At 71.5% G+C, this 20,364-nt stretch carries 17 protein-coding genes and 2 pseudogenes; 13 read left to right on the top strand and 6 right to left on the bottom strand.

Annotated elements, in window-relative coordinates; genetic code table 11:
- The first annotated feature begins 760 nt into the window (after positions 1–760).
- The 3 genes and pseudogenes from ACFVTC_RS02775 to ACFVTC_RS02765 all read left to right on the top strand — a co-directional run.
- Positions 761–1,174: an SAV_915 family protein gene (locus tag ACFVTC_RS02775; RefSeq protein ID WP_390123208.1), complete on the top strand. Its 414-nt coding sequence runs from the start codon at positions 761–763 to the stop codon at positions 1,172–1,174.
- Positions 1,175–1,183: 9 nt separating this feature from the next.
- Positions 1,184–2,599 carry a diaminopimelate decarboxylase gene (gene lysA / locus ACFVTC_RS02770; RefSeq protein WP_390123205.1) on the top strand — a complete coding sequence of 472 codons (1,416 nt, stop codon included), beginning with the start codon at positions 1,184–1,186 and terminating at the stop codon, positions 2,597–2,599.
- A gap of 56 nt (positions 2,600–2,655) precedes the next feature.
- Positions 2,656–2,967, top strand: a pseudogene (locus ACFVTC_RS02765) (potassium-transporting ATPase subunit B); the annotation flags it as partial.
- 48 nt (positions 2,968–3,015) lie between these two features.
- Here ACFVTC_RS02765 and ACFVTC_RS02760 read toward each other — a convergent pair.
- The gene (locus ACFVTC_RS02760) at positions 3,016–3,831 is read right to left on the bottom strand and encodes a DUF899 domain-containing protein (RefSeq protein WP_390123203.1); all 816 of its coding nucleotides are present in this window, start codon (positions 3,829–3,831) and stop codon (positions 3,016–3,018) included.
- A gap of 304 nt (positions 3,832–4,135) precedes the next feature.
- On the opposite strand from ACFVTC_RS02760, the gene ACFVTC_RS02755 reads away from it, so the two are divergent.
- Both ACFVTC_RS02755 and ACFVTC_RS02750 read left to right on the top strand, forming a co-directional pair.
- On the top strand, positions 4,136–4,987 hold the full coding sequence (locus ACFVTC_RS02755; protein ID WP_390123201.1) for an oxidoreductase: 852 nt from the start codon (positions 4,136–4,138) through the stop codon (positions 4,985–4,987).
- Positions 4,988–5,022: 35 nt separating this feature from the next.
- Positions 5,023–6,474, top strand: a complete 1,452-nt coding sequence (locus ACFVTC_RS02750) for an aldehyde dehydrogenase (RefSeq protein WP_390123199.1) — start codon at positions 5,023–5,025, stop codon at positions 6,472–6,474.
- Between the two features lie 97 nt (positions 6,475–6,571).
- On the opposite strand, the pseudogene ACFVTC_RS02745 reads toward ACFVTC_RS02750, so the two are convergent.
- Together ACFVTC_RS02745 and ACFVTC_RS02740 are read right to left on the bottom strand one after the other, a co-directional pair.
- Positions 6,572–7,611: pseudogene (locus ACFVTC_RS02745) on the bottom strand (excinuclease ABC subunit UvrA); the annotation flags it as partial.
- A gap of 90 nt (positions 7,612–7,701) precedes the next feature.
- Complete coding sequence (locus ACFVTC_RS02740) at positions 7,702–8,553, bottom strand: DUF2637 domain-containing protein (protein ID WP_390123197.1); 852 nt, start codon at positions 8,551–8,553, stop codon at positions 7,702–7,704.
- 453 nt (positions 8,554–9,006) lie between these two features.
- Between ACFVTC_RS02740 and ACFVTC_RS02735 the strand changes: the two genes are divergently transcribed.
- The 5 genes from ACFVTC_RS02735 to dhaK all read left to right on the top strand — a co-directional run bounded on the left by ACFVTC_RS02735 (position 9,007) and on the right by dhaK (position 13,808).
- Entirely contained in the window at positions 9,007–10,101 is a 1,095-nt protein-coding gene (locus ACFVTC_RS02735) for an NADH:flavin oxidoreductase/NADH oxidase (protein WP_390123195.1), read from the top strand.
- Between the two features lie 221 nt (positions 10,102–10,322).
- Positions 10,323–11,183, top strand: coding sequence for a class II fructose-bisphosphate aldolase (locus tag ACFVTC_RS02730; protein WP_390123193.1), 861 nt, complete (start codon positions 10,323–10,325; stop codon positions 11,181–11,183).
- A gap of 3 nt (positions 11,184–11,186) precedes the next feature.
- Positions 11,187–12,056 (top strand): HAD-IA family hydrolase, encoded by an 870-nt coding sequence (locus ACFVTC_RS02725; protein ID WP_390123190.1) that lies wholly within the window; start codon positions 11,187–11,189, stop codon positions 12,054–12,056.
- Positions 12,057–12,084: 28 nt separating this feature from the next.
- Positions 12,085–12,741 (top strand): dihydroxyacetone kinase subunit DhaL, encoded by a 657-nt coding sequence (dhaL, locus tag ACFVTC_RS02720; protein ID WP_390123188.1) that lies wholly within the window; start codon positions 12,085–12,087, stop codon positions 12,739–12,741.
- A gap of 71 nt (positions 12,742–12,812) precedes the next feature.
- Positions 12,813–13,808: a dihydroxyacetone kinase subunit DhaK gene (gene dhaK / locus ACFVTC_RS02715; RefSeq protein ID WP_390123186.1), complete on the top strand. Its 996-nt coding sequence runs from the start codon at positions 12,813–12,815 to the stop codon at positions 13,806–13,808.
- 107 nt (positions 13,809–13,915) lie between these two features.
- Here dhaK and ACFVTC_RS02710 read toward each other — a convergent pair whose 3' ends face one another.
- Both ACFVTC_RS02710 and ACFVTC_RS02705 read right to left on the bottom strand, forming a co-directional pair.
- Entirely contained in the window at positions 13,916–16,012 is a 2,097-nt protein-coding gene (locus ACFVTC_RS02710; RefSeq protein ID WP_390123184.1) for a glycosyl hydrolase family 28-related protein, read from the bottom strand.
- A 488-nt stretch (positions 16,013–16,500) separates the two neighbouring features.
- Entirely contained in the window at positions 16,501–16,776 is a 276-nt protein-coding gene (locus ACFVTC_RS02705; protein WP_390123182.1) for a hypothetical protein, read from the bottom strand.
- 171 nt (positions 16,777–16,947) lie between these two features.
- Between ACFVTC_RS02705 and ACFVTC_RS02700 the strand changes: the two genes are divergently transcribed.
- Positions 16,948–17,358 carry a hypothetical protein gene (locus ACFVTC_RS02700; RefSeq protein ID WP_390123180.1) on the top strand — a complete coding sequence of 137 codons (411 nt, stop codon included), beginning with the start codon at positions 16,948–16,950 and terminating at the stop codon, positions 17,356–17,358.
- 246 nt (positions 17,359–17,604) lie between these two features.
- The gene (locus tag ACFVTC_RS02695; protein ID WP_390123178.1) at positions 17,605–18,267 is read left to right on the top strand and encodes a hypothetical protein; all 663 of its coding nucleotides are present in this window, start codon (positions 17,605–17,607) and stop codon (positions 18,265–18,267) included.
- A 196-nt stretch (positions 18,268–18,463) separates the two neighbouring features.
- Here the strand turns inward: ACFVTC_RS02695 and ACFVTC_RS02690 are convergent, their stop codons facing one another.
- Complete coding sequence (locus tag ACFVTC_RS02690) at positions 18,464–19,792, bottom strand: amidohydrolase (RefSeq protein ID WP_390123176.1); 1,329 nt, start codon at positions 19,790–19,792, stop codon at positions 18,464–18,466.
- A 280-nt stretch (positions 19,793–20,072) separates the two neighbouring features.
- On the opposite strand from ACFVTC_RS02690, the gene ACFVTC_RS02685 reads away from it, so the two are divergent.
- Entirely contained in the window at positions 20,073–20,246 is a 174-nt protein-coding gene (locus tag ACFVTC_RS02685; protein WP_031179489.1) for a thiazolylpeptide-type bacteriocin, read from the top strand.
- The last annotated feature ends 118 nt before the right edge of the window (positions 20,247–20,364 follow it).

Here is a 20,364-nt window from a genome sequence, read left to right as displayed (position 1 = left end):
CATGCCCCGGGCCGCGGGGTGGATGGTGGGCCCATCCTTCCCTGCCGCGGCGAGCGGTCGGGGTACGGGGGAGGTGGTGTGATCCGGCGGGCGCCGGACGGTTACGGAATCGACCCCTCCGTCCGTACAACCCTCGACGGACAACGGCACGGGCACGGGCACCGGCACCGGCACGGCACCGAGGTCGCCCCGTCCGGCTCCACGACTCCCCTACCTCGCCCGTCCCGAACTCGTCCGCCTGGCGACCTGGTCGTGCCTGGAGCGCGCTCCCACGGGGGACCTCGACCACTGCATGCCCGGCACGACGCCGAGAAGCTCCGGCCGATCGCCGGCGCCCCGGCGAAATGCCTCGTCAGCCCCGACTGCACGCCGACCGAGGTGCTCGCCCTCGTCACCGCCATGTCGATGACGTGGTTGCCCGCGAGCGACGCACACCGCCCACAAGAGCGAGCCGGAGGCCGCCCACGGGGCACGCCGCGAGGCACTCGCACTCGCCGTTCAGCGCGCCTGCGCACCCTGAGAGGCTCCGGCCGGTGGGCACGGATTCGTGTGGGACGCGGGGCGGCGACCGGTGGCCACGGCTCCGTCGCACACCGGTCGGGCGACGCCCGGCCGTCAGTGACGCGTCATGGGTGCGCCGCTTCCCGTCAAGCATGCGTCAGCGACGGGTCCCGGCCCAGGCCGGTGAGGCATAGCTTCATCGAAGCGTCCGGCCGATCCGGCCGGACGACGCACATCGCCTTCTTCGAGGAGCAGCACCATGTCTCCAGTCGAGCATGCCGAGGACCCCGAACCCTCCGAACGCTTCCCGGCCGGACTTCTCTTCGTTCCTGTCCGGCCGGGGCCCGCGGGTTGCACGACCCGGTTCTTCCGCACCCCTCTGGGCGGCCGTACGGCAGTCGGTTTCACCTCGGAGGCGAAGCTCACCGCCACGCTGGGCGCTGGCCAGGCCCGCATCAGGCTCTCCGAACCCGCGCTGCGCGCGCTCGCCGCGCCCCTGGGCGTCACCGCTCTCGTCGTCGACCCGTCGTTCTCCGCCCCCGCGGCCGACCGCGCCGTGGCCTCGGTCCGCGAGCGCGGGCGCTCCTGGCGCCGCCGCCGTCCCGAACACGTCGCCCCTCGGGTGACCGGCGCGGCCGCCGCCGTCGTGTGCCTGAACCCGCTGATCGGCTGAGGAGACACCATGTCCATCCAGGACGCCCCCCTTCAGGACGTGGCCTTTCAGGCACCGTCCCGCGCCCTCGGTACCGCCGGCGCCGCCGAGGACTCCGACGCCAGAGACGCCAGAGACGCCAGAGACGCCGACGGCCTGTCCGTGTGGCCCCGCTCCGCACGCTCCGCCGCCGACGGCGACGTCAGTGTCGGCGGTGTTTCCCTCACCGAGACCGCCGACCTCTTCGGCACCCCCGTCTACGTACTCGACGAAGCGGAGGTCCGCGAGCGCTGTCGCACGTACCGCACGGCGTTCCCCGGGGCCGACGTCGTCTACGCGGCCAAGGCGTTCCTGTCCCGGGCCATGGTGCGCTGGGTGCGGGAGGAGGGCCTCGGCCTCGACGTCTGCTCCGCGGGGGAACTCGAACTCGCCGTGGCCGCCGGGTTCCCGCCGGAGAGGATCGTGATGCACGGCAACGCCAAGAGCCCCGAGGACCTGAGCGCGGCGCTCGGGCTCGGCGTCGGCCGCATCGTCGTGGACAGTGACTCCGAGATCACCCGGCTGGCCGCGGTCGTTCCCGCCGACGGCCGTCAGAAGGTCATGGTGCGGGTGGTGCCCGGCATCGCGGCGGGCGGGCACGCCAAGGTGCGCACCGGGACCGACGACCAGAAGTTCGGTCTGTCGATCACGGACGGGTCCGCGGAGCACGCCGTCGCCCGGATACTCGACCAGCCGCACCTCGAACTCGTCGGCCTGCACTGCCACATCGGCTCGCAGATCGCCTCCGTGCAGCCGTACGTCACCGCGGTACGCCGCGTGGTCGCGCTGATGGCCAGGATCCGCGACCAGCACGGCGTCGCACTCCCCCAGCTGGACATCGGCGGCGGTCACGCCATCGCCTACCGGCCCGGCGAGGAGAGCCTGAACGCCGGAGTCCTGGCCGGCCGGGTCCGCGCCGAACTCGAGGACGGCTGCGCTCGCGCCGGGCTGCCCGTGCCCAGGCTCACCCTCGAACCCGGCCGGGCGATCGTCGGCCCCGCGGGAGTCGCCGTCTACCGGGTCCTCGCGGTCAAGCGCACCGGGGAACACACCTTCGTGGCCGTCGACGGCGGTATGAGCGACAACCCGAGGCCCGCGCTGTACGGGGTGCGGTACGCGCCGCGGCTCGTCGGCCGGCCCTCGGCGGTGCCGCCCCGTCTCGTCACCGTCGTGGGCCGGCACTGCGAGGCGGGCGACGTCCTCGCGGAGGACGTGGCGCTCCCGGGCGACGTGCACCCCGGTGACCTCCTCGCCGTCCCCGCGGCCGGCGCGTACCACCTCTCCATGGCCTCCGGCTACAACCTGGTCGGCCGGCCCCCGGTGGTCGCGGTGTCCGACGGTACCGCCCGCGTCCTGGTGCGCCGCGAGTCACTGGACGACATGAGCCGCCGGGACATCGGACTGTAGTCCCGGGGCGCGCTGACGACCCTCTCCGTCACCAACGGCGTGGCGAAGGACTTCGCACCAACGGCGTGGCGAAGGACTTCGCGATCATCCCGGCGATGTTCGCGGGGGCCTACCCGGGGCTGGAGTCGCTCAACATCATGGGCCCGCACAGCCCGGCGTCCGCGATCACCTCGGCGATCATCTTCAACGCGCTGATCATCGCCGCCCTGATCCCGCTCGCGCCGCGGGGTGCGCGCTACACGCCGCCGTCGGCGCACGACCTGCTGCGGCGCACCCTCTTGCTGTACGGCGTCGGCGGACTCGTCCTGCCCTTCATCGGCATCCAGCTGATCGACCTGCTGATCTCCGGAGTGCCCGGATCGGGATGACGGGCTCCCCATGGTGTGCGGAGCCCGTCGAACGGAGGTCGGCGCACGTCAGTGGTGGTGGCCGTGCCGGCCGAGGGTCTCCACGGGGGTCGCGCCGGGGCGGGTCCACTGCGGTACGGGGCGGCTGGTCGGGCCCCAGGTGGCGGCGCCGTCGGCGTCCGAGCGCCAGTACCAGCAGGCCTGGCGGCCCTCGGACGGGTGCCCCTCGCGGACGTCGCCGATCACGCGCCGGCCCTCGGGGTTGTCCTCCCACGCCTCGCCGCGGCCGTAGGACGTCATGTCGAGCAGTCCGAGGGACCCGTTGACCGGCTCGTTGCCGCGGCCCGTCGTGGAGTAGGTGAGGAACACTCGGTCGCCGTCGCGCAGGAAGCAGGCGAGGTTCCCCATCCTTCCGCCGACCGGCGCGTCCACGTCGCGCACCGAGTACCAGGGCTGGGTGTAGCCCATGAACGCGACGTAGGAGGCCACCTCGTCCCAGCGGCCCGTGGTCAGGACGGCCAACGAGACGCCGCGGGCGTTGAGGTAGACGGCGTCCTTCAGGTGCCAGGCCGTGGTGGTGCAGCCCTCGCACTGCCCCTGGTGCGGCGCGCCGTCGTGCCACATGTGCTGGTAGACCACGAGCTCGTCCCGGCCCTGGAACAGGTCCAGGAACGGGACCGGGCCGTCGGGGCCCACGACCTCGACCGTCCCGTCGAGTTCGACCATCGGCAGCCGGCGGCGGGCCGCGGCGAGGGCGTCACCCTCGCGGGTGTGGGCCTTCTCGCGGACCAGCAGCTCATCGCGCGCCTTCTGCCAGGTGGCCAGATCGACGACGGGCGGCTTGCCGGTGAGGTCGGCGCTCGCTCGGCCGGGCGTGATCGTCATGGTGTCCTCCGTGGTGTCTCGTGCCGGTGGGCGTCGTACGACGTCCCACCGCGCTCACCGGAACAGACTCGCGCCCCGGCCGGAACTCATCGCGACAGGACCCTTCCGCATCGTGCGCCGGGTGTCGACAGGCCACGCGCGGCTGCCGGAATGACCATCTTCGGGCAACAAAAAGGCATACGTGAGACGCATCACTCAACACTATCGCCACAGTCATGTTGCAGTTATCGTCAAAGTATCCACATGAGAGTCGCGGCCTGGTGGTACGGGCGGCGAAGAAAGCAGACGAGATGAGGAGTAAGCGATGGCACGGACCTGGCTGATCACCGGTGGTTCGCAGGGCCTGGGCAGGGCTCTGACTCGCGCGGTCCTGGAGGCCGGCGACCAGGTCGTGGCCACTTCCCGCACGCCGGAGGCGCTGGCCGCCCTGCGGGCGGAGCACCGCGAACGACTGGAGACCGTCGCGCTCGACGTCACCTCCGCGTCCCAGTGCCGGGACGTGGTCGCCGCGGCGGTGGAGCGGTTCGGGTCGGTCGACGTGGTGGTGAACAACGCCGGTTACGCCACCAGCGGTTCGATCGAGCACTTCCCCGAGGACGAGTTCCGCGCGCAGGTCGAGGCGAACCTGTACGGCGTGGTGAACGTGACCCGGGCGGTGCTGCCGGTGATGCGCCGCCGGCGGTCCGGGCACGTCGTGCAGATCTCCTCCATCGGCGGACGCGTGGGCGGCACACCCGGTCTGAGCGCCTACCAGACCGCCAAGTTCGCCGTGGAGGGCTTTTCCGAGGTCCTCGCGGGCGAGGTGGCCCCGTTCGGCGTCAAGGTCACCATCGTCGAGCCGGGCGGTATCCGCACCGGCTGGGCCGCGGGCGCGGCGGAGCCGTCCGGGCCCGTGACGCCCGACTACGAGCCGACGGTGGGCGCGTGGCTGGCCATGTTCGCGCGGTACGCCGGGAACGAGCCAGGTGACCCGGACCGTATGGCCAGCGCGATCATCGGCGCCGTGGACGCCGAGGAGCCCCCGCGCCGACTGCTGCTCGGCGGCGACGCGCTGGGGATCGCCATCAGCTCGGAGGAAGGCCGCCTCGCCGAGGCGAGGAAGTGGGCCGAGGTCAGCCGCTCCACCGACCACCCCACGGACCCGGCCACCGCCTGACACCCTCACGTATCGCACGAAGGAACCGAAAAGACATGACTGTTCGCGACAAGCTGTACATCGGCGGCTCCTGGGTCGACCCCAGCGACCCGGACCTGCGGCTCGACATCCTCTCCCCGCACGACCAGTCCGTGCTGGGCACCGTGGCACAGGCAGCGCCCGCCGACGTGGACGCGGCCGTCGCCGCGGCCCGCGAGGCCTTCGACCACGGTCCGTGGCCACGGACCACCCCCGCGGAGCGCCAAGAGATCATCCGCCGCTACGACACCCTGCGCGCGGCGCGCGCCGACGAGATCGCCGAGGCCATCTCCGGCGAGAACGGTTCGGCCGGCTGGTTCACCAGGGCCGGCCAGCCGTTCCTGACCCGGCAGGTCGACGCGTACCTCAAGGCGGCCGAGGAGTTCGGGTGGGAGGAGGTGGTGGAGCCCTCGGACGCGTCGGTGGCCTTCGACACCATCGTGCGGCGGGAGCCGATCGGGGTGGTCGCCGCGGTCATCCCGTGGAACTCGCCCTTCTCGGCGGCCACCGCCAAGCTGGTTCCGGCCCTGCTGGCCGGCAACACCGTCGTCCTCAAGGTCTCCCCGGAGAACTCCCTGAGCATGATGCTGCTGGCGGACCTCTGGCACCGGTCCGGGCTCCCCGAGGGCGTCCTCAGCGTTCTTCCGGCGGACCGGGAGACCAGCGAGTACCTCGTCTCCCACCCCGGCGTGGACAAGATCTCCTTCACCGGTTCGACGCGGGCCGGCCGGCGTATCGCCTCGATAGCCGGTGAGCACCTCAAGCGGGTCGGTCTGGAGCTGGGCGGCAAGTCCGCTGCACTGATCATGGACGACGCGGACCTGGACGCCGCGGTGCGGGGCCTGCGGTTCGGCTCGTTCGGCAACAACGGCGAGGCATGCATCCTGCAGACCCGTGTCCTCGCCCCCCGCAGCCGGTACGAGGAGGTCGTCGCCGCGCTCAAGCGGATGGCCGAGTCCTTGAAGGTCGGTGACCCGTCCGCCCCGGACACGTTCATCGGTCCGATGATCCGCCGTGACCAGCAGCAGCGCGTGATCGACTACATCACCGTCGGCATCGAGGAGGGCGCCCGCCTGGTCACCGGCGGCCCGCAGGTCCCCGAGGGCCTGGAGAAGGGCAACTACGTCACCCCGACCGTCTTCGCCGACGTCGACAACTCCATGCGCATCGCCCAGGAGGAGATCTTCGGCCCGGTTCTGGCGGTCATCGCCTACGACGACGAGGACGACGCCGTACGGATCGCGAACGACTCCGAGTACGGCCTGTCCGGCGGAGTCTGGAGCGCGGATCCCGAGCGGGCCCTGGCCGTCGCGCGCCGGCTGCGCACCGGCACGGTCACCGTGAACGGCTCACCGATGAGCTTCGACGGGCCGTTCGGCGGCTACAAGGCGAGCGGTCTCGGCCGCGAGTACGGCAAGGTCGGCCTCACCGGCTACGTCGAGCACAAGACCATCACCCGCGACCGGTAGTCCCCGTCGGCCGGTGCGTGGCCGCGCACCGGCCGTTCGAGTACACGCGTCAGCTGTTCGAGCACGTGCGTCGGCCGTTGGAGTACGCGCGACGGCCTCAGGCGCGGACATACTGTGCGAGGTGCTCGCCCCTGAGGGTGGAGCGGGCGGCGACCAGTTCGGCCGGGGTGCCCTCGAAGACGACCCTGCCGCCGTCGTGGCCCGCACCGGGGCCGAGGTCGACGATCCGGTCGGCGTGGGCCATGACCGCCTGGTGGTGCTCGACGACGATGACCGACCTGCCGGCGTCCACGAGCCGGTCGAGCAGGTCGAGCAGTCGCTCCACGTCGGCCAGGTGCAGGCCGCTGGTCGGCTCGTCGAGGATGTAGACACCGCCCTCCCCGCCCAAGTGGGCGGCCGGCTTGAGGCGTTGCCGCTCGCCGCCGCAGAGGGTGGTGAGCGGCCGGCCGAGGCTGAGGTGGCCCAGGCCGACATCGGCCGGCCGGTCGAGGACGACGGACGCGGCCGGCGTACGCGCGGGACCGCCGCGGAAGAACTCCGCCGCCTCGGTCACGGGCATCGCGAACACCTCGCTGATGTCCCGCCCGCCGAGCCGGTACCGGAGCACCGGGGCCTGGCACCGCCTTCCCTCGCATTCCTCGCAGACGGTGGCGACACCTGCCATGATCGCCAGGTCTGTATGGATGACGCCGACGCCCCCGCAACTGGGGCGGGCACCCTCGGAGTCGGGGCTGAACAACGCGGGCGTGACACCGTTGGCCCTGGCGAACGCCTTGCGGATCGGTTCGCGCATGCCGGTGAAGGTGGCCGGGTTGCTGCGGCGGGAGCCCCTGATGGGCGACTGGTCCACCACGACCACGCCGTCCCGGCCGGCCACCGACCCGTGGATCAGGGAGGTCTTGCCGGAGCCCGCGACGCCGGTGACCACGGTGAGTACGCCGAGCGGGAGGTCCACGTCGACGTCGCGCAGGTTGGGGCGTTCGCGCCGCGCACCTCCAGCACACCGGAGGGCCCCCGCACCGACGGCTTCACCGAGGCCCGGTCGTCCAGGCGCCGACCGGTGAGGGTGCCGCAGGCCCGCAAGCCCTCGACAGTGCCCTCGAAGACCACCTCGCCACCGGCACCGCCCGCACGTGGTTCGACCGCAGGGCGGTTCGTGCCGTCGCCGGCCCGACGCGCGAGCGTGCGACCGACGACGCAGAGGAACGGGACGGAGAGCGGAACGGGTCAGGGGCGGGGCGGTTTGCGGGTGCTCGGACCGCTCTTGCTTTCAACGCGCCCTGGAGGAGCGGGTGCTGGGCGCTGACGATGGCGGGACGTGCGTTGGCGAGGTGGCCGGGTCAGGGTGATCTGACGGACCAGTTGTTGGAAGCAGGTCAGGGAGGCGAGGGCAGGTACGACCGCCGCGGCCACACCGGTGATGGTCTTGTGGGCGTCGGCCACGCAGAACATCACGGCGACGAAGGAGAACAGCAGCACGACGTACCACGAGTGCACGGCCCGGCGCTGGTGCAGGGCGGCTCGCAGGACCGAGAGCGACGCCACCATCCAGGGGCCGTAGACGAGAAGGGGCCACCAGGGTCCCGATCCGCTCTGCGTGCTGGACGCGATGTGCCGCAGGGGCGAGTAGGCCACCATGCCGCCGAAGACACTCACCATCGACACGATGACGGCGGCGAGCGCGGCGATCACGAAGCTCACGGTCTGCAGCCAGGTGAAGCGGGGTTTGCGGACTCTCACCTTCCGATGCCCGGTCGAGGAGCGCCGGATCGGCGGCAACTCGGCAGTGATCTGCACCAGGTTGTCCATCGCTTCACCGCTGAACTCGTCGTCGTACGACGGCTCGCCGCGCGGTGGTGAGTCGTCGTACGACTGCTCGCCGCGCGGTGGTGGCACGGTGGGTTCCTGCTCCGCCGCCGCGGCGTCCTGCAGGAGATAGGTGAGCTCTTCGACCGGGTCCCAGCCCTGTTCGTAGAGGGCGTCGGCGGGACCGCTGTGCCGGCCGGTAACCGGCCCGCCGGGGTATACGGGAGGTTGTTCATAACGAGCGAAGGAGAGATCCGGATAGTCGTCATTCACAGAAAATTCCGCCCCGCCGGATCAGGGCCGGACGGCAGGCGGAACGTCCCCATCAAGTGATGAGAACGCGACAGCGGGCGTGCAGGTGTATCGCTCGAACTCCGCGGCTCGGGCCGCGGTCGGGCGCTCCGCCGCTCGGGGGAACGACGGGGCGACAAGACTTGCTTGGGTCATATTCCGTTAACGCTGGTCACCGCCCGCAGTTGTGTGGCAAACGAGTGAGCGCAAGGCTGCGGAAAAATTCACGAAAGCGTCTTTATTGATCCGGAGCAGATGGTTCTTCCGAGCGCTTCCGCAGGCATCCGGTAGGCCCCGTGGCCCAGCACCCGCCGGGCCCCGAGATGCGCCCCGGGCCCCGCGCGGTGACACTTTTCTGGTGGCCTCGCGCGCCGCACAGGGCCTCGGGGCGTCGTGGCCGGTCTCGTAGCCGTCCAGTCCTGCCTGGAGATTTTCGTGAGCCAGCTCTTCCAGCCCCTGACCCTGCGTGGTGTGACGATCCCCAACCGGGTCTGGATGTCGCCGATGATGCAGTACTCCGCCCCTGCCCAGGGACCGGAGACCGGCACACCGACCGACTGGCATCTCCAGCATCTGGTCTCGCGCGCGGTGGGCGGCGCCGGTCTGGTCATGGTGGAGGCCACCTCCGTCAGCGCGGAGGGCCGCAGCAGCGCCTACGACCTCGGGCTGTGGAACGACCAGCAACCAGCTGCCTTCGCCCGCGTCGTCCACGCGCTGAGCGATTCCGGTGCCGTACCGGCGATCCAGCTCAACCACCCGGGCCGCAAGGCGGGCATCGGACGTCCCTGGTCCGACGCCCACCCCCCACGCCCCGGACTGCGGCGCGTGGGTCCCAGTCCGATCGCGTTCGGAGCGGTCCCCGCGCCCCACGAACTCACCACCCACGCCATCACCGCGGTCATCGACGAGTTCGCCCAGGCCGCCCGGCGCGCGCACCTGGCCGGGTTCCGCGCCCTGGAGATCCACGGCGCGCACGGCTACCTCATCCACTCCTTCCTCTCCCCCCAGACCAACCACCGCACCGACGCCTACGGCGGCGGTCCGGAACGCCGCATGCGCTTCGCGCTGGAGGTGGTGGACGCCGTCCGTGCCCAATGGCCGCGGGAACTCCCGCTGTTCTTCCGCACCTCGGCGACCGACTGGCTCGCGGGTCACGGCACCGAGACCCGGCCCGGCTGGACCGTCGACGACACCACGCGCCTCGCCCTGGAACTCATGGACCACGGAGTGGATCTGCTGGACGTCTCCACCGGTGGGATCGTGCCCGACGCCACCATCCCCGTCAGCCCCGGCTACCAGGTGACCTTCTCGGCGCAGGTGCGCGCACGGACCGGCATCCCCACGGCCGCCGTAGGACTCATCACCGAACCCGAACAGGCCGAGAGGATCATCGATCTCGGTGAGGCCGACGCCGTCTTCCTCGGCCGCGAACTGCTGCGCGACCCGTACTGGCCCCGCCACGCCGCCCGCGCCCTGGGCGCGGCCCTGCCCGCGCCACCGCAGTACGCCCGTGCGTTCACCGGCCGTTGACGCACCCGCCCGACAGGCGTGCTGCACCGAACCGCCCGTGACCTTTCTGTACCTGCCCGTACCTGCCCGGATCTGCCCTGATCTACCCGGAGACATTGATCCGGCGCAGCCCCGCTCCCGCACCGACGGTGCCCGGGTCCGCACGCATCCGGGCCAAAAGTGGCGGGGCGCGACGCGCGGGCGTCGAATGGAGGGGGTGGGGACGGAACCGTGGAGGTGCCGTGGGTGTGACGCCGCTGACGGAGATTCTCTCCGGGCCTTTCGACGAGCGCTACGGCGTACCCGCCATCAACGTGTTCAACGACCTCACACTGGAGGCCGTACTGGCGGCCGCCGTGGAGAACGCCTCGCCGCTGATCGTCCAGACCTCCGTGAAGACGGTCAAGTCCATGGGCAGCGACGTGCTGTACGCCCTGTGGACCGCGATGACCGCGGGCATCGAGGTTCCCGTCGCCCTGCACCTGGACCACTGTCCGGAACGCGAGGTCATCACCGAGTGCCTGCGGCGGGGGTGGAACTCGGTGCTCTTCGACGCCTCCAGGCTGCCGGTCGAGGAGAACATGCGGCAGACCGTCGAGGTCGTCGCGGAGGCTCGCGCGTACGGGGCCGCGGTCGAGGGCGAGATCGAATCGATCACCGGTGTCGAGGACGGCGTCGGGAGCGACACCGCCGCCCGGCAGCAGGATCTCGCGGTCGCGCTGGAGTTCCTGCGGACCACGGAGGTCGACGTCTTCGCGCCGGCGATCGGGAACGCCCACGGATCGTACAGACAGGCGCCGGTGCTCGATGCCCAGCGCGTGTCCGATCTCGTGGCGGCCCACCCGGTTCCGATCGCGCTGCACGGCGGCAGCGGACTGTCCGACGAGCAGTTCCGTGACCTGATCTCCCGGGGGTGCGCCAAGGTCAACATCTCGACCGCGCTCAAGGAGACGTTCATGAAGTCCGGTCTGGCCTTCCTCGAAACGGCGGCCGAGCGGCAGAAGTGGGATCCGCCGTCGCTCTTCCGGGCCGTCCGCCAGGATGTCATCGAGTTGGCCGGTTCCCTGATGAGGCTCTTCGGCAGCGCCGGGCGGGTGGGCTGAGCCATGCCCGCGCTCATATTCGACTGCGACGGAGTCCTCGCCGACACCGAACGCCACGGGCACCTGCCCGCGTTCAACAAGACCTTCGAGGAATTCGGCCTGCCCGTACGGTGGAGCGACCAGGAGTACGCGCGGAAGGTGAAGGTCGGCGGGGGCAAGGAGCGGATGCGGACACTGCTGACACCCGACTTCGTCGCCGCCGCCGGTCTGCCCGCCGACCCGGCCGCACTCGAGGACCAGGTCCTCGGCTGGCACCGGCGCAAGACCGAGATCTACACGGGCATCATCCGCGGCGGACGCGTTCCGCCCAGGCCCGGTGTACGGCGGGTCGCCGCGGAGGCGCACGAGGCCGGCTGGACGCTCGCGGTCGCCTCCACCTCCGCCGAGGCGTCCGTCCGCAGCGTGCTCGAACTCGCCATGGGTCCCGAACTGGGCGCTCACTTCAGCGTGTTCGCGGGTGACGTGGTCCGGCGGAAGAAGCCCGCACCGGACGTCTACGCTCTCGCCGTGCGGCGGCTCGGCCTCGAACTCGAGCCGGTCGTCGCCATCGAGGACAGCCGCAACGGGATGCTGTCCGCGCTCGGCGCCGGCCTGGTCTGTGCCGTCACGACCAGCGCCTACACCGCGGAGGAGGACTTCACAGGGGCTTCGCTGGTGGTCACTTCGCTCGGCGATCCGTCGCCGGAGGAGACCGTCACCCGGGTGCTGAACGATCCGCTGGGCGTCCGCCCGGGGCCGTGGGTGGTGCTCGCGGACCTGGCCGCCCTGCTCACCGCCGGCGGCGACGGGGGCTCCATCCCACCGGGTCCGTCCGCAGCCGGGCCGCCCGGCGCCGGGCCGTCCGACCCGCGTCCCCGTCCCCGTCCACAGTGACAGTGACGTCGCGGCAGTCAGGAGAGTCATGACATCGCCATCGACACCCGTCGGCGACCTCGCTTTCGTCGTCCGGACCATGGCCCGGACGGCCGTCGACAACGAGAAGGCATTCGGTGACCTCGACGCCGTCGCGGGTGACGGGGACTTCGGGTACTCGCTCGCACGCGGCTTCGAGATCGTGCTCGCCGACTGGAACACCCTCGCGGCGGATTCGCCGGCCGAGTTCCTGAAGAAGATCGCCCTGGTGATCTCCAAACGAGTCGGCGGCACGTCGGGGCCGCTCTGGGGCACAGCCTTTCTGCGGGCCTCAGGAGCCGTGAAGGACCGGCCGGAGCCTGCGGCCGCGGACGCGGTGGCCATGCTGCGGGCCGCGGCCGAGGGGATCAAGGCGCGGGGCAGGTCAGACCTCGGCGACAAAACACTCCTGGACGCGTTGATACCGATGACCGACGCGCTGGAACAACGGCTGGCCGACAGCGGACCGGCGGCCGGCGCGGCGGAACTCGCCCGGCTGGCCGCCGCGACGGCCCGTACCGCCGCGGACGCGACGACACCCATGCGGGCCCGGCGCGGCCGGCAGAGCTACACCGGTGAGCGCAGTATCGGCTCGCCGGACCCGGGTGCGGTGGCGGTCGCGGTCATGGCGGAACGCGTGGCGGCCGAGTGGGACGCACGCGACTGACGGCGGACAAGGGCCCGGCTCCCGGACGGCCCCTCCAGGATCCGGGACCGGAACCACGAAGGAGTGGCGGGATGAAGAAGTTCGTCAACGACCCGAAGGACTACGTGGCGGAGATGCTGGAGGGGCTGGCCCTGGCCAACCCGGACACACTGAAGTACGTCCCTGAGTACAACTTGATCATGCGCGCCGACGCCCCGCGGGACAACAAGGTCTCCCTCGTGCAGGGTTCCGGGTCCGGTCACGAGCCGGCGCACGTGATGTGCGTCGGCAGGGGAATGCTCGACGCGGCCTGTCCCGGCGACGTGTTCTCCGCGCCGCCGGCCGATTCCGTCTACGAGACGGTCAAGTTGGTCGCCTCCCCGAAAGGTGTGCTGCTGCTCGTCAACAACTACACCGGGGACAGGATGGCCTTCGAGATGGCCGAGGAACTGTCCCGGGCCGACGGGGTGACCGTACGTACTCTCTTCATCGACGACGATGTGGCCGTGCGGGACTCGACGTACACCGTCGGCCGGCGCGGGGTGGCCGGCAACTTCTTCGTGATGAAGGCCGTCGGGGCCGCCGCCGAACTGGGCGCGGACCTCGACGAGGTGCACCGGATCGGCGAGAAGGTCAACTCGGTCACCCGTTCCATGGGCATAGCGCTCACCGCCTGCACGCCGCCGGCGAAGGGTTCGCCGCTGTTCGAACTGCCCGAGGACGCGGTCGAGATGGGCGTGGGCATCCACGGTGAGCCCGGCCGCAGGCGCGAGGAACTCCGGTCCGCGGACGCGATGGTCGGCGAGCTGGTCGACGCGGTCGTCGGCGACCTGCCGTACGTCTCCGGTGACCGCGTCGCCCTGATGGTCAACGGCCTCGGCGGCACACCGATCGGCGAGCTCTACCTGGTGTACGGGCGGGCTCACAGGATGCTGGCCGGTCAGGGCATCGAGATCGGGCGCAGCTACGTGGGCGAGTACTGCACCTCGCTGGACATGGCCGGAGTCTCCGTCACGCTGGTCCGGCTGGACGAGGAGATCTCCGGGCTGCTCGCCGAACCCGCCGAGATCCCGATGCGGGTGTTCTGAAGAACGACGTCCGCCCGTCCCCGCGCCGACGACCCGGTCCGCTGTCCGCTGTCCGGCGCGGCGGTGCGCACAGACGCCGGCTGCGGCGGCTGTGCGCACCGTGACGGTCAGGGACGGACGCCGGTCACCCAGGGCGCCGGGCCCGGTGGCGGGACCACCGGGGGCCGGTCGTCGCAGGTGATGGTGTTCGGCAGTTCCCACGACGCCATCCAGGCGCCCGTCGTGCCGCCTCCGTCGTTGCCTCCGAGATCCCGCGCCGCGAACTCGGAACCCGTGGCGGGGAAGTTGAACGATCCGCAGTTGTTGATGCCGACCGCGCCGACGTTGCGGGCGTCCACGTTCTCGAAGGACGCCGAGCCGGCCGAGCGGGCGCTGAGTACCGACGTGCCGGTTCCGTCCACGCGGATGTCCTTGAAGCGGACGCCCCGGATCGCGTACTTGTCCTTCACGGGGAAGTCGGAGACCAGCATGACCGCGTTGTAGGTGCTGTCGAGGAAGTGGTCGCCGGTCACCTCGATGTCGGCGTCGATGTCCCGCTCCAGGGCGTAGAACCAGATGGCCCCGAGCCCGATCTTCCAGTTGAGCTCGAACGGCCCCGAGCGGACCGTGGTGTTGTCGGTGATCCACAGATGCCCGGTGAACGGCTCCGCTCCGAAGCGGGAGCCGACCTGGATGGCGCTTCCCTCTCTGATCGGGTCGGCGACGAGGTTGCCGGTGACCGTGTTGTCGGTACCGCCGTAGAGCGCGATGCCGTTGGCGAGGACGGGCGTCTGCACGGTGTTGTGGGCGAAGACGTTGCGCGCGTTGCCGGTCTTCTCCGACCACATGGCCAGGCCGTCGTCACCGCTGTTGCGGACGAAGGTGTCCGAGACCGTCGAATCGGTCACGCCGGTGTGGAAGTTGAGGCCGTCGGCGATCTGGTCGACGATCACGTTGCGGGTGATGCGCAGGCGCTTCATGGGGCCGTCGAACCACATGCCGACCTTGGTGTGGTGCAGGTAGAGGCCGTCGATCGTCGAGTCGCTGAGCGCGCCGCCGATGGCGTTGACCTGATCGGTGTCGACGCGTTCACGGACATCGCCCTCGACGGCGAAGCCGGACAGGTGGACGTGGTGACTGCCGCCGTCCGCCGCGTCCTTGCCGTAGAAGCCGACACCGGTGTGGACCGAGCCGTCGGGCGCCGGCGTGTCCAGGGTGACCTGGTGACCCTTGACGATCGTGTACCAGCTGCCCGCTCCGACGATCGTCACGTCGTCCACGACGATGTGCCGGTTCACCTGGTACGTGCCCGGGGGCAGGTAGACGTCGAGATGCCGCTTCCTGGCGTACGCGACGGCGCGGTCGATCGCGGCGGCCGCGTCCCGCCGGCCGGTGGGGTCGGCGCCGAACGCGAGAACGTTCGCCGCACGTGCCTCGACGTGCGGCGCGGAGACGAGTTGCGTGTCGAGCACGTCGATCACGGTCCAGGCCGCGGCACTGCCCCTGGGCGCCGTGAGGCGGACGGTGTCGCCCGCCCCGTACCGCTTGCCGAGCAGCAGCCGTTGTTCGTCGTAGAAGTGACTGGGCCTGAACGGCTTGTCGATGGTGGGCGTCGGGGTGGTGGCGGCGGGGACGCATCCGCACTCGGTGATCCACCAGTCCGGGTGCAGCAGGTCGGCCTGGGGGTCGTTGGTGAACGGGTACTGGTTGTAGAGCCAGGAGTACTGCGAGGTGAGCGTCATCGTGGCGCGGTGTCTGCCGTCGACGGAGACGTCGAGGGGCGCGGTGATGCCGCCGCCTCCGGGCGCGTCGGGGATGCTGTAGCGCACGGTGAGGGCGTTGGCGGCGTGCGGCAGCGTGAACTCGACGTGCTGGCCGGGCTTCAGGCGTACCGCGGTCCGGCCGGACGCCTCGGAGGGCAGTGTGTAGGCGGTGCGGTCGGGGCCTATGACGGTGCCGTCGGTCGACGCGTTCTCCGCCTCCTGCTCGGCGAAGTCCACCGCGGCGCCGCGCCCCGCGACCAGGGCGGGATCGAGCGCGGCGCGGGTCACCGCCGGGGTGCCCACGCCGGCGACGTGACCAGGGGCCGGGGCCGCCAGGGCCGGAGCGCCGAGCGTGAGGACGAGTCCGGCGACGGCCGTCGTCACCGCCGTGGCGGTCCTGGCCGGTCTCCGGGCGCGGCTGCGGACCCGTTCCGCCGCCGCGCGCGTGCTGTACCGCGACATCAGTTTCTCGTTTCTCTCGGACCGGACGAACGAGGACGGGCGGGGGGCGGACGAGGGCGGACAAGGCACGAGCGGTCGAGTCGAACAGGGCCGGGCAAAGCCGGGCGAGCGGAGCATGCGACAACGCTGGGGCCGCTTCGCGTGCCGACGTGTGGAGGGGCAGGCCGTGCCGGTGCGGTGACAGTAGGGCGCCTCGGGGCCCCGTCACAAGACAGCGGACACGTCTTTCCAACTTTCAGTGAGAATCCTGCGTTGATTCATCGATTTCTTGCACCGATAGTCGCGGAAGAGACCGCGACGTGGAACGGCCGGGCGGGACGGCCCCCTTCGTGCCGAGCGTCGACCGCCCGGCACTTCCCCGTCGATGAATGCCGTGCCGGTGATCGCGCCAGGAGCCACCGACGACGGACCGGGTGGTCCTCGGGAGAGGACCACCCGGAGATCCGCGGCGGCGGGTTCGTGCTCGATGCCTTCCTCGTGAGGGGAGTTCAGGCGTGGGCGTTGCGCGACGCGGCGTGGTGGGCCGGCCGGCCCGTCCTGGGCGGCTCAAGACGTCGCAAGGACAGGGCGGCGGTGAGGAGGAGGCCGGTGAACACCGCGAGGAGAAGAGCGGAGACCCACATCTGCCGGCTTCCGGGCGACTGCCAGGCCGTCCAGACCGTGGACGCGCTCCACAGCAGGATGCCCACCACGTAGAAGGCGCGGACGCGGTGCAGTTGCCGCACGGCCCGCAGGAACATGACGCGTTCGGTCTTCGGTGCCATGGCGGGCCGTGTACCCCGATTCGGCGGCACCACCGACCGGGACGGACTTTCCGCGCCCGACGGCCTCCACGACCCCCGCAAGCCGTCGTGCGCGCTGTCCGGTTGTCCGAAAATCGTGGGCAGACCCTCCCGACCTGGGGCAACCTGAGGGAATGGGTGGAGGTGCCCGGCGTGACGCTCGTGGACGCCCCCGTCCTCGCCGTCGCGGCCGACCGGTTCGAAGAGGCCGCACCGGTCGTCCAGGCGCTCGGTCGCCACGGGCAGGCCCCGGACCTGTACGTCGACGGTGCGCTGGTGCGGCCCGGCGACTCACCCGGGCAGCTCCTCGCGGACGACGACGGGGCGCTCCCGCTGCACGGGGTCGCGCATCCCCTGCTGTCCGTCCTCCGGGTGGAGACGGGTGGAGCCCACCCCGATCGACCGAATGGATCGGCGGTCCCCTCGAACCGGGCGCGGGGTGGCTGGTGGGCGTGGCTCTGCTCGGCCGGCCGCTGCTTGCGGAACCGGTCGGCCACGTCTGGGCCCGACCGGGCCTTCCCGGCGAGCCTGCGACAGGACGTGCATCCCCAGGAACCGGAGTGAGGGAGGCCGGCGGTGCAACCACGGGACAGGAGCGCCGAGTCACTCCCCTCGGTGGCGGGTAGGGGCGAACGCGTCGGAGTTCAGGTGCGTACGGGCACGTCGCGCGCGCGGCCGCCACGGGTTCATGAGCGGGCACGCGCGGTTCCTCCGAGGACCGGTGGGAGTCAGGATGCGTCGGCCGCGATCGGGCACGTCATGCCGACCATCATGTAGCGGGTAGCCCTGCCGTATCGGGACACTGGGCCGGTGAGCGACACCATGGCTGAACACGAGGCGCGTGCCGAACAGTTGGAGCGAGGGGTCTACGTCGGCCTGCGCGAGGACAACCTCGACCCGCGGCAGGTCGTCGCCCTCGCCTGCGAACTGCTCGACTGGTTCCACTGCACCGACGCCGTCCTGGAGGTCGTCGAGCGGAATCCCGCCGAGGTGTCGCCGGCGGAGATGACCGCCCTGGCCCGGCGCATCCTGGACGACGCGGGCTTCGAGCCCGGCTTCGACCTCGCCCCCGAGCGTCTGGAGGTGTTGCGCACGGCGCTGCGGATCGTGGCCCGCGACCTGCGCACCCGCGGGATCGTCGGCGAACCGGAGATCGAGGTCCTGGAGGACTGGTTCCCGGTGGGAGCCGGGGTCCGCCTCGCCGACGGCGAACGGCTCGACTGGGGCGGTCCCGTCCTGCCGAGCATGTGTGACGACCCCGTCACGGCACTCACCAGCCTGGCGACCATGATTCAGGAGAGCTTGCTCGAACGGACATGGACGGTCTGGCCGGTTTGCCCCCGACACGACCTCGGCGTCCACGGCTCTGAGCGGGGCGGCGCGGCCGTGTGGTGGTGCGCGGGCGATGGCGGCCACGTGCTCGCGCCGGTCGGCGAACTCTCACGTGCACCCGGCCGCCGTAGCCGTGAGTAGGGTCGGCGCAGGACATGGAGGTTCTGGCCGGGCGGCCTCCCGCGGGAACCGTTCGGTGTTCGTCGCCTCGACGCCTGCGGCACGTGTGCCGTGATCCGACGTGAAACCGGCGAAGGAGCCGTCGAGTTGGTGCACCTCGGCTCCTCTCGGCCGACGGACGTGGCGAAGGGACGCCTGATCGCGCCCAACCGCACGGTCAGCCGGCCCGGTCGGACAACCGGGCCAGGGCGGCTGTCGCGAGTGCGGTCGTTCCGGTCTCCAGGGTGAGACGGACGCTGGGCAGATAGCGGGGCGAGTGGTTGCCCGGCAGGCTGCGGAACTTCTCGGCGGCTCCGGTGCCGGGGGCGGCCGCCCACTGTGCGGGACCGACCGCACCGAGCATCCAGTAGGCGCCGCGGATGCCGGGGTGTCCGTGCAGATGGGCGCCCGCGCCGGTCAGGAGCGGGAAGTCCTCGGTGGCCGAGGTGGCGGGCCAGCCGGTGACGCGGGAGGGGCCGAAGGCCGCCACGTGGGCGGAGCGGACGGCGGCCGTGACGTCCGGGTCGGCGAGAGTGACACCGGAGCGGGACGACCGCGCGACGGTGACCCGCGGCGGCATGGCCGCGGAACCCGCCTCGGCGCGGGCGATCCGCTCCACGGCGAGTGCGGCGCGGTCGAGGGCTGACTCGGAGAAGGCACGGACGGTGACGTGCAGCACCGCCCGTGAGGCGATCATGTTGCCGGTGTGCCCGGCGTCCGCCGTCCGCAGTGAGGACGCCGAGACGACCAGCCGCTCCGCGGGGTCGGTCTCCCGGGCCACGATCGTGGAGAGACGCGTCACGGTGCCGGCCGCGGCGAGGAGCGGGTCGGCGGTGAGGTGCGGAGTGGCGGCGTGGCCGCCTTCGCCCTCGAACCCCACCTCCAGTGTGAGGCTGCCTGCCAGGACCGGGCCGTCCGCGTGGGCCACCATCCCCGCCGGGAAGGACGCCGTGTGCTGTGCGAGCACCACGTCGGGCGGTGTGATCCGGTCGTACAGGCCGTCCTCCAGCATCGCGACGGCACCGCTGAGGGTCTCCTCTGCGGGCTGGCCGACGACGAGAAGGGTGCCGCGCCAGCTGTCGCGGCCGGCCGCGAGCCATCGCGCGGCTGCGGCCACGCAGGCCAGGTGGACGTCGTGGCCGCAGGCGTGCATCACGGGGACGGGGCGTCCGTCCGGTCCGGGCGCGGTCACGGTGCTCGCGTACGGGACGCCGGTCCGCTCGGCCACGGGCAGCGCGTCGAGTTCGGCGCGCAGGAGGACGGCCGGGCCCTCGCCGTTGGACAGTGTGGCGGCCACGCCGTGGCCGCCGATGCCGCGCAGTACGTGGAAGCCGTCCTCCGCCAGCCAGTCCGCGAACCGGGCGGCGGTACGGCGTTCCTGGCCGGAGAGTTCCGGATGGCTGTGCAGGTCGAGGTACAGCTCGGTGGCGGCGGGCAACAAGGCGTCCAGGCCGGGCAGTACGCGCCTTGCCGAGCCTTGAGGGGTGCGGGGTCTTTCGCTGGTCACGGGCGGGACTCCTCAGGTGGTGGCCGCGTGCGCATCGGCGGGAAGGCGGAAACGGCGGAGTGCTCCTCGGTGGAGGCCGGTTGGGCGGGCGCGTCGGCGGAGCTGCCGGGAGCACGGCGGTGTGGGGGTGTCAGCGGGGTGACAGCGGAGAGCCAGGGCGCTGACGCCGGTGCCGCGTAGAAAGGTGGAGCCCGGGGTCTTGGCCTCCGGCAGGTTCAGCGTGTCGCCGGCCGGGGCTGTCCCGGTCGGTACCCGGTCCGCGGACTCACAAGGAGACACCATGGCTGACAACACCCTCGCCTCCCTCGCCCAGGAGATCCTGGACCTCGAGTCGGAGACCTTCGAGATCACGGACTACTCGGACGCCAGCGAGGTCATGCTCGGCTCCTCCACCAGCTGCTCCTCCACCAGCACTTGCTCCAGCACCACCAGCACCACCTCCTGCACCGCCTGACGTCCGACGTCGGGATCGGTGGTCCCCGGCGCGCGGGTGCGCGCCGGGGACCGTCCGCGTCCGCGCGGGGGCGTGGCGCGTCCGATCCCCGGCTCCCCTGCCGGCATCTGGACGACGC

The sequence above is a fragment of the Streptomyces sp. NPDC057950 genome (assembly GCF_042887295.1).
GTDB classification, from domain to species: domain Bacteria; phylum Actinomycetota; class Actinomycetes; order Streptomycetales; family Streptomycetaceae; genus Streptomyces; species Streptomyces kaempferi.
Note: the sequence above shows the minus strand (reverse complement) of the source record. Positions and strands in the feature narration are given on the sequence as shown.